The organism is Paenibacillus sp. FSL M7-1414 (assembly GCF_038003195.1).
GTDB classification, from domain to species: Bacteria; Bacillota; Bacilli; order Paenibacillales; family Paenibacillaceae; genus Paenibacillus; species Paenibacillus amylolyticus.
Genome location: NZ_JBBOOS010000001.1, coordinates 3,263,658 through 3,277,047 on the forward strand (window position 1 = coordinate 3,263,658; position 13,390 = coordinate 3,277,047).

The 13,390-nt window shown below is 43.5% G+C and carries 11 protein-coding genes; 9 read left to right on the forward strand and 2 right to left on the reverse strand.

What is annotated here, in order from left to right:
* Positions 1-48: 48 nt before the first annotated feature.
* Together MHH92_RS14220 and MHH92_RS14225 are read right to left on the reverse strand one after the other, a co-directional pair.
* The gene (locus MHH92_RS14220) at positions 49-1,419 is read right to left on the reverse strand and encodes a sugar phosphate nucleotidyltransferase (RefSeq protein ID WP_340904485.1); all 1,371 of its coding nucleotides are present in this window, start codon (positions 1,417-1,419) and stop codon (positions 49-51) included.
* Between the two features lie 17 nt (positions 1,420-1,436).
* The gene (locus tag MHH92_RS14225) at positions 1,437-2,246 is read right to left on the reverse strand and encodes a DUF6492 family protein (RefSeq protein ID WP_127548387.1); all 810 of its coding nucleotides are present in this window, start codon (positions 2,244-2,246) and stop codon (positions 1,437-1,439) included.
* Positions 2,247-2,448: 202 nt separating this feature from the next.
* Here MHH92_RS14225 and MHH92_RS14230 point away from each other — a divergent pair, with 202 nt between their 5' ends.
* The 9 genes from MHH92_RS14230 to MHH92_RS14270 all read left to right on the forward strand — a co-directional run bounded on the left by MHH92_RS14230 (position 2,449) and on the right by MHH92_RS14270 (position 13,309).
* The gene (locus MHH92_RS14230; protein ID WP_076249384.1) at positions 2,449-3,213 is read left to right on the forward strand and encodes a YheC/YheD family protein; all 765 of its coding nucleotides are present in this window, start codon (positions 2,449-2,451) and stop codon (positions 3,211-3,213) included.
* A 197-nt stretch (positions 3,214-3,410) separates the two neighbouring features.
* Complete coding sequence (locus tag MHH92_RS14235) at positions 3,411-4,151, forward strand: LytR/AlgR family response regulator transcription factor (RefSeq protein ID WP_340032933.1); 741 nt, start codon at positions 3,411-3,413, stop codon at positions 4,149-4,151.
* Between the two features lies 1 nt (position 4,152).
* On the forward strand, positions 4,153-5,451 hold the full coding sequence (locus tag MHH92_RS14240) for a GHKL domain-containing protein (RefSeq protein ID WP_339187531.1): 1,299 nt from the start codon (positions 4,153-4,155) through the stop codon (positions 5,449-5,451).
* A gap of 110 nt (positions 5,452-5,561) precedes the next feature.
* On the forward strand, positions 5,562-7,613 hold the full coding sequence (locus MHH92_RS14245) for a serine hydrolase domain-containing protein (RefSeq protein WP_340904487.1): 2,052 nt from the start codon (positions 5,562-5,564) through the stop codon (positions 7,611-7,613).
* 195 nt (positions 7,614-7,808) lie between these two features.
* Positions 7,809-9,212 (forward strand): outer membrane protein assembly factor BamB family protein, encoded by a 1,404-nt coding sequence (locus MHH92_RS14250; RefSeq protein ID WP_340904488.1) that lies wholly within the window; start codon positions 7,809-7,811, stop codon positions 9,210-9,212.
* 350 nt (positions 9,213-9,562) lie between these two features.
* On the forward strand, positions 9,563-10,225 hold the full coding sequence (locus MHH92_RS14255; RefSeq protein ID WP_339286810.1) for a hypothetical protein: 663 nt from the start codon (positions 9,563-9,565) through the stop codon (positions 10,223-10,225).
* Between the two features lie 169 nt (positions 10,226-10,394).
* Positions 10,395-11,375 (forward strand): SDR family NAD(P)-dependent oxidoreductase, encoded by a 981-nt coding sequence (locus MHH92_RS14260; protein ID WP_282321489.1) that lies wholly within the window; start codon positions 10,395-10,397, stop codon positions 11,373-11,375.
* Between the two features lie 185 nt (positions 11,376-11,560).
* A complete protein-coding gene (murB, locus tag MHH92_RS14265) occupies positions 11,561-12,469 on the forward strand; it encodes a UDP-N-acetylmuramate dehydrogenase (protein WP_435303347.1) in 909 nt (302 codons plus the stop codon).
* A 147-nt stretch (positions 12,470-12,616) separates the two neighbouring features.
* Positions 12,617-13,309 carry a hypothetical protein gene (locus MHH92_RS14270; RefSeq protein ID WP_340904490.1) on the forward strand — a complete coding sequence of 231 codons (693 nt, stop codon included), beginning with the start codon at positions 12,617-12,619 and terminating at the stop codon, positions 13,307-13,309.
* The last annotated feature ends 81 nt before the right edge of the window (positions 13,310-13,390 follow it).

Here is a 13,390-nt window from a genome sequence, read left to right on the forward strand (position 1 = left end):
AATGGAAGGGGCTATAAGACACGCAGATTGAATCGGTTCATTCTCTCATTATGCGTTAAATGAACCTGCACTTTTTAGGATTACATTCCAATCTTCTTCAAAAAGTATGTTGTCTTTCTCCTCTGTTACTCCGATCCGGACCTCAAGGATCACCATTCTGGTTTCAGCCAGAATAGAAAAGAGACTCTCCTTGGTAATCACGAACTGATTGCCCATACTCACTTGCATGACCTTTCCGTTGACAAGCACTTGCCCACTGCCTGCAAGCACGGTCCATGCTCTACACCCAGTTCTATGCCAGTTCAACCCGATATGTTTGCCCGGTAGAACCGTTATGTTTAATGTGGTTACAGTTGTATTCTCATCGTCTAACGAACTCTCAATGACACGATAACTGCCCCAGGTTGCTTCACCATACATCGGTTTTAATGGCAAGTTACCCAATTGAGCTTTAATTTCATTTGAATTATTTTTGTTGGCAATGAGAATGCCATCCGGACTTGCGGCAGCGATAATACCTGGCACGCCAATGACTTGGATGGGGTAGGGAAGCTCGTTAATAATATAGGAATCGGAGGAAGAACCCGAGATTCCACCGTGTCCGATTACATGGGTATCTAACTGTGCGCACAGCGTATCCCAGCTTCCGATATCCTGCCATACTCCCTTATAAGGCAGGACTACGGCCCGCTGTGCCTTTTCTGCAACATGCTTGTCAAAACTGCGTTCAGGCAACGCTTCATACAAGGACGACAATTGATCATAATGAACCGGAAGCCCCATTTTTTTAATATGGGATATCATAAACGCGACGGTGAACGCGTACACACCGCAGTTCCATAGTGCCCCACGTTGTAGCAGCGTTTCAGCAATGGAGGCTTCAGGTTTTTCTATAAATTGTGTTATGGGCGCATAAGCATTACGTTCTTCCCCACCCGGCAGGATGTATCCATACTGTTCTGAAGCATGTGTAGGCCTTGTCCCAATTAAAGCGATTTCGGCTTGAGAATGTTTCAATATGTCCGGCAGTAATTGGAAGTTACTGAAAAAATCTTCACCTGCGAACACATCAGCTGGCGCGATACAGATCACATCGTCATCTTTGGCCATTCGGAAGGATTGCAGATATAACGTCGCTAAGGCCGCCGCAGTAAAAGTGCCTCGTTTATAAGGTTCCCCAATGACTGGTATTTTGCCTTGAGTATGTCGTGCCGTAATATTAGCCTGATCCTGATGTGAAATAATGAGTGTTGAATCCGTTAGGGATGAACTGTCAAGCTGGCGGCATACTCTGCTGATCATGGATTCCCTACCTCCAGCGGGTGATGGAAGTATATCTATGAACAGCTTGGAGCGAAGCTCATTGGATAACGGCCAGAGCCTTTTGCCAGAGCCGCCGCACAGCATTACGATATGCATGGGCTTCCTCCTTAAGCTCAGGGAGCTTTACTATAGATTTTCCGTTTATGAAAGGAAAGAGAACGATATTTAAGAGCCAGGTTGCGGATTTGTTGCTCTTTTAACGAAGAAGCGTTCACATTCAGACTTTTATTCTTGGAACTTCTAAGGACCATGCTGCCTGGGTTTTTCGTATACATAAAATTGGCATACGTTTCATACTCGGAGAAACCAAACTGCTTTTTCTTATTGATATTGGAGATGATGGCTTTGTACCATGGCAGTTTATGAACCGCTTCAATTTTCTGTTTTAAGGCAGCGAGTTTCGATTTGTCGAACAGCATATAATGGGTGACAAAAGAGCGGGGACGCGGAGCTTTCATGCCAAACAACTTGCGGTAGGTATTGAAATATTCCGGCTGGCTCCAGTCACGGCAGTAAAAGACTGTTTTGCCTTCTACAAGAAATGAATGAGGTTTAATCAGTACGGTATCTGCATCCATGACTAGAAAGTACTTTGCCTTCACAATGGAATCTCCGTTCATTTTGAGCAGCTGCTGATATAACCAGCCTGACCGATTCCATCGGGAGGACTGGTAGTGTATGTCGTTTTTGGTTATAGGCAGGACGGATAACTCATTAACAAAAATGCAGTTTTTAAGGGAACAGAGTTTTCTGATCTTGGTGCTGACCGGAGAAACAATATATATGCTTCCAATGGGATGTTTTACATAACGGCGAATGTTATCGATGACGAGGGGAAGGGTAGCCAAATCTTTCTCGATCGCTGGTATAAGAACATCAATCTTAGGCGCATTATTCAACCGGATTCCAGGCTGGACGGACATCTACTCATCTCCTTGCACAAATCGTGATGACTCATTATATGGTATGTGTGCAAAAGTGTTTTGGTCAGGGCATGTGCAAATATACATTTTTACGAATAGGGGCTTTTGTTGAGGGTTCCTTTATCGGTATTACATATAATGCTTGCAGGATCTTGATCAAACAGCAGGCTTTGATGCGGTTGCTGAAGGGAGAGTTTACGACATGGGAGTTGATAAGTTGCAGCCGTTAAGAAGCAAGTGGTTAAAAACAAAATTGATCATTAATAATGAATTAATTAAACCATTTATCCCCGACACACAGAAATATAACAAAACGAATCTGAAATCCATGATCAGCAAATATGGAATGGTCTATGTCAAACCCGAGAGAGGTACTTTCGGGATGGGTGTTATTAAGGCCGAGATGGAAAGTCAGCAACATTTTGTCTATCAGATCGAGCAAAAACGTCTGACGTTTGACAGCTTTGAATCGTTTTATAACAGTCTGACTCGTCTGGTGAATAAAAGAAGTTATCTGATTCAGAGAGGAATCCATCTGCTTAAGCACAATAACAGACGTTTTGACATCCGTGTCATGATACAGCTAAGCCCGACCAAACATTGGGAAGCTACCGGAATCATCGGTCGACTGGGTCATCCAAAGAAAATCGTAACCAATTATCATAGTGGTGGTACACCGATGGATATTCACAAGCTGCTAAAATCACATGCATCCACCAAACGCAGAAATGAACTGATTCAAGAGATGAATGAGCTTAGCCTGCGCATAGCTCGTCATATGAAAAAAAAGTACCCGCATCTTAAGCAAATTGGTGTGGATATCGGCCTTGACCACAGTCTGAAACCCTGGATTATTGAAGTGAATGTCAAACCTGACCCATATATATTCAATCAATTAAAGGACAAGACGATGTATCGCAAGGTAATACGGTATTACCGCCATGCTTTCCCCAAAAAAACAAAATAACAGACCGGACTTTTCATAGGAATGCTGGAGAAGGTTACAAGCTCAAGAGTCGCCAATGTGGCGACTTTTTTTGTTGATCTGCGTTTTAGGGTCGGAATAATGCATTTCATCCCCATTCGACTCCGAAACCTATGTTAAAATAGTATATTCGAGAGTGAAATTCAGAGTCGATGTCGATGAAAGGCGGATGTTCCCCCATGTTCAATATTGCAATCTGTGATGATGAGGAGCAGCAACGAGAACGTGTGAAAACGATGCTGGTCTCCTTATCTCTAAAAACCAATTTTGATTTTCAAATTAGCCTATTCACATCTGGTGAACAACTGCTCTCACACTACAGAGAGGTTGGGGACACATTCAATATTCTTATCTTGGATGTGGAGATGGGCGGAATGAACGGGATTCAGACCGCTAAAGAGATCAGGAACATGAAGTTTCTGGATGTACAGATTATGTTTCTGACCAGTTACCCGGAATATATGGTGGAGAGCTTTGATGTCATCACCTTTCAATATCTGATCAAGCCAATACAGCCGCAAGTTTTCGAGGAAAAGATGATTAAGCTGTGTCAATATTTTCAGGCATTGGACAAAAAGTATGTACTAATCAAATCAGACTATGATGAACTGTTGCTGAAATATGATGATATTCTCTGGATTGAGGTCGTCAAAAGTTTAACAATCAAGAACAAGTTGAATTTTGTAACACAGGAAAATGTACATGAGACCAAAGGTATTCTATCTAGTTACGCATCTGGTTTGAAAGACCATGGTTTTTTGCAGATACATCGCTCGATTATCATTAACCTGATGCATGTTCAGAAGTTTTCCGGTACCCAAGTCATTATGTTGAATGGAACGGAACTGCCCATAGGTCGATCCAAGGTCAAAGAAATCAAGGATGCCTACACCAAATACATGATCATGAGGATTCAATGATATGGGTACCTATATGATCTTTTCCATCATCTTTGTGACCTTACTTATGGCATTTCAGGCGAACTTTTATTTTGATTCTGTGTTGGGCAAGTCCAGGCGTAAGCCGCGCAGAGCGATCTATTTCATGGTATTTCTCATGTTGGGTTATTTTTATTTGGTCTCTTCCTTCTCTGATATCATTTCTACTGCTGTTGCTCTGCTGTTAATCTTCAGTCTGGCACAGTCCTATGAAGTGGAGTTTAAAATCAAGCTTGTTTTTACCATCCTGTATGCGGTTCTGATTACAATGGCAAATACGATAGCTGTATATATTCTCGGAGTCTTGGAATCCACAGAATTCATTTCATGGGAACAGTTCAACGGAGAAAACCACTGGATTCTTTCCAAGGTAATGCTGGTTGGTTGCAGTATCATGTTTATTGTTATTCAAATTGTACGTTTAGTGGCTAAACGCAGAAGTTTTGCCGTGCATTATCGTTATTATTTGTTGTTTCTTATCGTACCCATTATTACGATCTATCAGATCAATGTGGCCTCCATATATAGTGAAAAAAACATATTCTACGTCTTTTCTGTACTAGGCTCGCTATTTCTCAACGTGTTCATTGTATATGTATTCGACAACATGGTGGAAAAGGTACAGCTTGCGCATGAAAATACCCAGTTACAGCGTCAGATGGACTACCAGGATGCCAACTATGAGAAGACCGTTCACAGTTTCAAAAACATTAAATCCATCATCCATGATATTAATCAGCAATTTCTGTATATTGATGAATGTATCCAACGTAACGAACTGGCGGCGGCAGGTGACCATATCAAGTCAACATTAAATACCATTGAAGGTGCGTACCAGCGGGTGAACTCCGGTAATCTGGTCATTGATGCACTCGTTACAAATACCTTGGCTATGGGGCAGGCAAACGGGATCAAAATCGACACCAAAGTCCAGCTCCACTCGCAACATATCCAGATCGATCGATATGATCTGTGTGTGGTGCTTGGTAACATGCTTGATAACGCAATTGAGGCCTCCAAGAAAGTTAGACAGGCCGAGGATCGATACATCCTCATTGCCATTCACTCCACATCATCTACACTGGTCATCCAGATTATGAATCATGTGGAGCAACCGATCGTTGACTTGAAAAGTGACAAGCCCAATCCGGAGTACCATGGGATCGGTCTAACCAATATATCGCGAATGTGCGAGAAATATGGTGGACATATGAGTATTGAGCATCAGCATCGGAAATTTAACAACATGGTCGTGCTTCCGTTCCACACCGACAACCCCTGAACCTGCCGTTCAGGGGTTGTTTTTTTCCATTCAGGGTCCGTTTGCGTTTGATCAGTCTCTTCCCGGATATGATGAATTCATTCATAAGAACATTTGAGGGAGGACATACGATGAAGAAACTAATTAGTCTTTTATGTACAGCGGTGCTTGTAATTACACCGCTGGCAGATGTCAGAGCAGAGGCGAATAACAGCGGTACGATTGAGGCACGGGCGGAGCAGATCGCCAAGGAGATGGTGCAAAACTACGGTGTCACCAGTGTGCAATATGCGATCATGGATGAAGGGGAATATATTTTATCAGATAGTGTCGGATTGCACGATAAGGCATCACAGAAGCCAATAGACAAGGATAGCATGTATGGCATAGGCTCGGTTAGCAAAATGGTTGTTACGGCAGCCGCCATGAAGCTGGTTGATTCCGGTAAAATAGATCTGGATGAGCCGCTTACTTCGTATATCAAAGACTTTAAAATGGCAGATGCGCGCTATACTCAAATCACACCGCGCATGTTGATGAATCATTCATCCGGTCTTTACGGTACACATTATGGAAACAGCATGTTGTTTGAAGATAATGACACCCGCAATCATGATGAGTTATTGCTCAAACTTCAGTCCGAAAAACTGAAATCCAAACCTGGCGCATACTCCGTCTACGCCAATGACGGTTTTCAATTACTTGAAATTCTGGTTGAACGGGTGAGTGGATTAAGCTACAGCGAATATATCGCCAAGTTCATCAGCGAGCCGTTGAAGTTGGAATCAACGAAGACACCACTAGATTCCTTTGACAGAGCGCAATTATCCGAAACCTATTGGCCTACACTTGAGATGAAGATGCCTACCGAAAATGCAAACATTATCGGCACAGGCGGAGTGTACTCTACCGCAGAAGAATTGAGTCAATTCGGAGAGGTTTTAATGGGGAACAGACCGGATATTCTGTCCGAATCTGCTGTGAAGGCCATGCAATCTCATGAATATCGTAAGGGCATATGGGTATCTGATGAGCAAAATACGATCAATTATGGCTTGGGATGGGATTCGGTTGACCTTGCACCTTTCAGCGATTATGGGGTTACCGCGCTTGCCAAAGGCGGGGATACCATGTTGTACCACGCCGTGTTAATCACTATACCTGAACATGATATTTCAATGGCGGTTCTATCATCTGGCGGATCTTCCATCTACAATCAGATGTTTGCCAGCAAAGTGCTGCTGGAAGTTCTGGCGGATCAAGGCATCATTGACAAGGTTAAACCCGATCAGACCTTCTCGTCACCCGACAAAGTGAAGATGCCAACAGAATTAAGCGCGTACTCCGGTCTCTATGGTACGGTAGGAGAGACATTGGATATAACGATTAAAGATGGTGAAATGCAACTGCCTGCTTTGCTGGGTGGAATTATTCCAGAGCAGAAATATGTGTACACAGGGGACGAACATTTTACAAGTGCGGATGGAAGTGTGAAAGCTAGTTTTGTGAAGGAAAGTAATGACAAGGTGTATGTTAAAGTTCAAGGCATGATAACGTTACCCGGCATAGGTCAAACGGTAATGAACACGTATGATTATCAAAAACTGGATCATAATGCGCTTGACGCAACAACCAAAGAGAAATGGACAGCTCGTGACGGCTCAAAATATTACGCGTTGGATGAAAAAATAACATCGATCTTTTATCTGCTTCCATCGATGCTGATCAAGAACCTTTCCGTTGATGCCAAAAATGGCTATGCTAATGGCACGCAAATCATGGATGCAAACAACGCAGAGAATATCGCCGAGATTCCTGTAATGAACGGAAGAGACGCGTTTGATCTGCAATTTTACACAAAGAATGGCGCCGAGATTTTGCTCCAGGATGGGCAGGAATACATTGCCGAGGATGCGATTACTCCAATCTTTGGTGGAAAAAAAGGAATTACGACTATTCCGGCAAACGGTCAAGCCCGGTGGTATGTGATCGACGCACGCTCGGGTAACAAATCCATCACGGTGGATTCTCCGAAGACCGGAGGTTATGCAGTGTATAATGATAAAGGGGAAATGGTTGACTTCTCTGTAGCAACCAATCAGGAATCGACGAAACTCCCGAAAAGTGGTTTTATCGTTTTTGGTGGTGATGCGGGGGATGTCTTCCAGATCCAACTAAAGTAAAGCAGAAACTTCATTAATGAGTCACGTTCGCAACTTATCACCGAAAAAATACAGTTATCAAGAAGTCGCCTGGTGGCGGCTTTTTTGATATTTTCTTTGAATAATTTAACAATCATGTAACTATTTGGACCCATCACACGTTATGTTTATGTAGTTATATCTCAGGATTTTAATAACAGGAGGAATTCATTTACCATGGTCAATATACATAAACGTCAAATGAATAAGGAATGGAAAAGAAGAGCAAGAAGACCCATCATTGCAGGCATTACTGCCGGAATGCTGATGGTTCACGGCGTTATCGGCGTGTTGCCATCGCAGGCACATGCTGAAGCATCGGATGTATCCATCCGTAACTGGTATTCGTATCAACGAATCACTGTACCTGAACTGAAACCTTCTTGGACAGCGAAAGTAGATAACTATCTGAATATGAACGAGACGTATGTTGGAGTTAATGCCATCGCAGAAGAAGGCAAAGTATTCACGTTTGCTGGATCGAAGCTGATTGCACTCGATGCGACAACAGGTAAACGGTTGTGGACTTACGGCAAAGAACTGACTCCTTATATTACCTATCAAAGCGGGATTCTCTACGGACTGACCATTGATCACAAGCCATATGCCTTGAATGCGAAGACAGGCAAAGCAAAATGGCAGTCAGGCACATCCACCTGGATTGATACGTATAACCGTACGGAAGCTCTGATTCCAACGGTGGATACCCTCTACGTGATTAAGGGGAGTACAACGTTTGCACTGGACATCCAGTCAGGCAAACTGCGCTGGGAAGCAGATGAACCATTAGGTGAAGGTAATGGTACTGAGTATCTGAGAGAATCTAATGGTGTGGTGTTGAGAACCTTTTTTGTCCAAGGGGCACTTACATCCTTACAGCTTAATGCATATGACAAGAAAACGGGCAAGAAGCTATGGGGTCATTTTGGTCAGGGGGAAGCTATTCAGATCAAAGACGGACTTGTATACTCAGCGGACTACTATTCTTCGATGTTGGAAAATGACGAGTCTTCACCAGAACGTAAATGGAAAGTGAATGTGTACAATCTGAAGACCGGTGTGTTAAAAGGAAGTCAGGAGTATAAGTGGACCATGCCGGGAGATCCACCGTATGTGAATGGGGATGGAGGGATATTTTCCAATAAAGACAAACTATACATTCTACAAGGGGATAAGATAGCGGAGTATTCGTTGACCTCAACCAAGTCAGGTCCCGCGCCACTTCGAACTTTTCAGCGCCCTTACGGCGAAAATATGGTATGGCTTGGCGTTACACAGGAAAGGTTGATCTTCAAAAACGGAAACACGGGAGAACTTACAGGCATCAAGCTGGCTAATGGTCAAGAGGTCCAGTGGCATGGTGATGCCCCCGTTTCTCAGATTGATGTTTACGGTAAAGGGATGTATCGAGCACAACGTAACGGCACACTGCTTGTCCTCAACATGATGTCGGGTCAGTCGGTCTTCCGCGTCTCCACCGGTGGAGATCTGCACAACACGACCTTGAAGACAAACGGAATGATCATCATCCAAGCCGAAGGCAAACTTCTCGGCGTTAAGCTGCCAGCGTCGCTGAAATAAGTGATTCAGAATGAAAGATATGTGAGAAGACCGGATCACGGCATAGCTGCCCATAATCCGGTCTTTTTTTATTTTTGCGCATAAAACACTGCAAAGTCCAAGTATTTATACATGCAATCTGCCACGCGAAACCCCGCTTCCTCCAACCACACCAATTGATCCTCCAGCGTGGCATTGATATCCACCTTGCTTCTTTCGATCGATGCCGAGGTATCCGTATCGAGGGTTCTTCCCTGACCCTAGGGAAATACTGATTATGGATAACTTCATAGGTTGGACCTATGGATTCCGAGTCTCTGCTATGGGTAATAACATGTAAGCACAGAATATAGACAGGGGGAATGAACCTGATGTTTCAACCACGTTCTATTATGATGAGTATCTCGTTAATCGTTATAGTTCTAACGCTTGCAGCTTGCTCTGGTAGTAATGAACCTTTGCCTAGCCCTCAACCATCAATGCCAGTAGGTGAACCTGCTCCAGCACCTTCAACAGAAAATGAACAACCATCTGAAACAGATGGAACAGAAGAAGCAAATGAAACGGAGCGTCCACAGACCTCAAGTTTTGAAATGTTGACCGCAGATGGCAATCAATCACTAGAGGCGACCTTGCAACAAGGAGAAGGATTTTCCTTGTACGTATTCGAGAAATTCACATTTGATGCTGCTCAAGGCCGTCTGTCACTGACTAGTAACGCTGACTATTATGTGGATATTGAACCACTGCCTTCGGATTATAATCTGGCAGAACTGGAGACAGCGGGTAAAGAAGAATTAGAAAAAAACGGTAAGGTATCTGATTATAGTGGAGAACTGGTAGAACACCCGCTTGGTCATGCCGAGCTTTATCTTCAGGCCTCTGGTGAAGAAGGCATTAGCGATTATATGGTCTGGAAATCAGAAGAAGAGGAAGCATTTTTATTCCGTCTTCATAATCCAAAAGGAGAAGAGGCCTCTGATTTCGCCAGTCCGGTCCTTGTTTCGTTATCCACCGTTCAGGGTGATTCGTAACTTGGATGACTATAATCATTTCAACGAAAGTCGCCAACTGGCGGCTTTTTTTACTTTTGCAGTTTGCACGGAGAAGTTGCAGGTGATGTATTCACTTCCATTTGACTTAGAGTACGCTCTAGGGTGTAGACTTTGAAAAAGTAGAAATATTACTAAGGAGATGAACAGAATGACACAGGAAAATAATACTAGAACTTTACAACATAAAATGGACTCTGGCTTCAACCATAATAGTACAGCGGAGGATGTATTGAGGGATCTGGACTTGTCCGGACAGCTTGCTATTGTAACGGGTGGATATTCCGGCCTGGGGTTGGAGACGACACGTGCGCTTGTTAATGCGGGAGCCCGTGTAGTGGTGACTGCACGTCGTCCAGCGGTTGCGAAGGAAGCACTTTCGGGTCTGGAAGGTGTTGAAATAGATGAATTGGACCTCGCTGATTTATCCAGCGTTCGTGCTTTTGCGGAGCGGTTTCTGGCGAGTGATCGGAACATTGATATGCTGATTCTTAATGCGGGCATCATGGCTTGCCCGGAGACGCGGGTTGGTCCTGGCTGGGAAGCTCAATTTGCAACAAATCATCTGGGCCACTTTGCCCTGACTAATCTGTTATGGCCAGCACTTGCAAGTCAGGGGGGAGCACGTGTTGTTTCCTTGGCATCAGCGGGACATCATTTCTCACCGATTCGTTGGGATGACATCCACTTTGAACATGGATATGAGAAATTCCCTGCCTATGGACAGTCCAAAACAGCAACGATTTTATTCAGCGTTGAGCTGGATCGTCGAGGTGCAGAGCACGGCGTACGGGCTTTCTCAGTTCATCCAGGCGGAATTATGACACCACTACAGCGTCATATGCCAAAAGAGGAAATGATTGCTCTGGGCTGGATTGATGAATCTGGACAAGTGGCCAACCCTGCGTTCAAAACACCTGAGCAGGGGGCAGCGACGCAGGTCTGGGCAGCAACCTCTCCTCAGCTTGAGGGAAAAGGCGGTGTCTACTGCGAGGATTGTGACATCAGTGAAATGGCTCCTGAGGATGGAGGTTTCTATGGGGTTAAAAAGTATGCCATCGACCCTGAGCAAGCTTTTCGTTTATGGGAGCTATCAGCCAAGCTGACTCAAACAGACATAGAACTCTCATAATCATGTAGTTGCGGCAACAGAGCAACAGCTTGCTTCCATGCAGGAACTCACGGAAAAGTTCAAAATCTAAAGAGAATGTGATTAATTATAATGAAAACAACATAATTTCAAACAAAATCTCCTATTTAGCATATAATAAAGAAGAAGCATCTCATTTTCGCGATGGTGCAATCATTTCTTTATGAATTCAGGGAGAGAAAATCATGAATATTTTTGAGCATCAGATACCTTTGGAAAAAGTGAAATTCAATGAACCACTAAAAAATCACACGTTTATTAAAATAGGTGGCAACGCAGATATTCTCATCCATCCAACAACGATAGACGAAATCACTAAAATCGTGGAAATTGCCAACTTACATCAGTTACCTCTGACGGTCATTGGAAAAGGCTCAAACGTCATTATTAAAGACGGGGGCATCCGGGGAGTAACGATTTCTCTTAGCCACTTCGATCAAATTAAAGTGAATGAGGACAGCATGATTGCGCAAAGCGGCGTTGATATCATTGAGGTATCCAGACTTGCTTTGGAGCATAGCTTGACCGGTTTGGAGTTTGCTTGTGGCATTCCTGGTAGCACGGGGGGCGCACTTTACATGAATGCGGGTGCTTATGGCGGTCAGATCGCCGATGTTGTGGAACGTGCGACTGTGATCACCAAAGACGGCGCAGTGTTGGAGATTCCGCGAGAAGAGATGAAGTTTGGTTATCGAAATAGTCTCTTCAAGATGGATCACTATATCATACTGGAGGCCGAATTCGGGCTCGAAAAAGGAAACAAGGAAGATATTGCAAGCAAAATGAAGGAATTAACGTTCCTAAGAGAATCCAAGCAGCCGCTTGAATTCCCCTCTTGTGGAAGTGTATTTAAACGACCCGAAGGACATTTTGCCGGTAAACTGATTCAGGATTGTAACTTGCAGGGCACTCGCATCGGAGGCGCTGAAATCTCCATGAAGCATGCAGGTTTCATCGTAAATGTGGATCACGCTACTGCCCAGGATTATATGGATCTGATCCAATTTATTCAGAAGAAAGTATATGATACGTTCCAAGTTGAATTGGAAACCGAAGTAATCTTTCTGGGAGAATAGCTTCGATGAATGACTTGAAAGGTCGCCAATGGCGGCCTTTTTTGATTGTCCGAATTATATTTAAACAAGAACTAATATGCTAATTATGGTAATATCAGAGTGATTGTATTTAATACTTCATCGTTATCATAAGGAGTGTACATGGAGATGTTCAAGCGTAACAGGAGAATTTTGCTAATCACTGCAATGGTAATTTTACTATCGCCCCTGTCAATCTTGGCATATATGTATATGAATGAACGAGCTGGCGGGCTAGCCGATCAACGGATATCCAAAGTTTGGGGATTGAATGAACCTATACATATTCCTATAGCGAACAGTCCTCAAGGGGCCGTTCAAGAATTTAGAGGTGAATCTTATACCTCCCAATTCATTCATCAGGAGGCTGTGGACGGGGGCATGATTTTGTTTACACAAAAAAAGGGTCGGGAAAATAACAGTAATCTTCAGATGGAGTATACCCGCAAGAACATTTTCGGATGGAAATGGGTATGGGGTGGAGGATATTCCATTAATGAATCAGTTGAATCCAAGTTTGCGTTGAATTATATGAGCATACCGAAATTAGAAAAAGTCTCGGCCCCGTTACCGATGTTATTTGGTGACATCATAGACTCCACTATCAAACGTGTAACTGTTGAAATCAAGCAAAATGGAAAGCCCGAAACTTTCGATGCGAAGCTGGTTGAGGCAGGTGAGAACCAACAAATCTGGTATGCATTCCTGCCTTCATCAGCTACTCCTCCTTATACAATCAAAGCATATGATGAAAAGGAGAGCCTCTTAATCAACAAAGACATTGAAGAGGCAGATGGCTTTGGCTCATTATTTATTAAATAATCTCAAATAGAACTCCAGTAAAAACAGCGGCATTCGAAGACTTTAGGTACGAGTCTAAGATTGTTGCTGTTTTACAGTTAG

Excerpts from the sequence above, each read along its gene's own strand:
- MHH92_RS14250 (WP_340904488.1), top strand. The coding sequence starts at position 7,809 with ATGGTCAATATACATAAACGTCAAATGAATAAGGAATGGAAAAGAAGA.
- MHH92_RS14230 (WP_076249384.1), top strand. The coding sequence starts at position 2,449 with ATGGGAGTTGATAAGTTGCAGCCGTTAAGAAGCAAGTGGTTAAAAACA.
- MHH92_RS14235 (WP_340032933.1), top strand. The coding sequence starts at position 3,411 with ATGTTCAATATTGCAATCTGTGATGATGAGGAGCAGCAACGAGAACGT.
- MHH92_RS14240 (WP_339187531.1), top strand. The coding sequence starts at position 4,153 with ATGGGTACCTATATGATCTTTTCCATCATCTTTGTGACCTTACTTATG.
- MHH92_RS14220 (WP_340904485.1), bottom strand. The coding sequence starts at position 1,419 with ATGCATATCGTAATGCTGTGCGGCGGCTCTGGCAAAAGGCTCTGGCCG.
- MHH92_RS14245 (WP_340904487.1), top strand. The coding sequence starts at position 5,562 with ATGAAGAAACTAATTAGTCTTTTATGTACAGCGGTGCTTGTAATTACA.
- MHH92_RS14270 (WP_340904490.1), top strand. The coding sequence starts at position 12,617 with ATGTTCAAGCGTAACAGGAGAATTTTGCTAATCACTGCAATGGTAATT.
- MHH92_RS14225 (WP_127548387.1), bottom strand. The coding sequence starts at position 2,246 with ATGTCCGTCCAGCCTGGAATCCGGTTGAATAATGCGCCTAAGATTGAT.
- MHH92_RS14260 (WP_282321489.1), top strand. The coding sequence starts at position 10,395 with ATGACACAGGAAAATAATACTAGAACTTTACAACATAAAATGGACTCT.
- MHH92_RS14255 (WP_339286810.1), top strand. The coding sequence starts at position 9,563 with ATGTTTCAACCACGTTCTATTATGATGAGTATCTCGTTAATCGTTATA.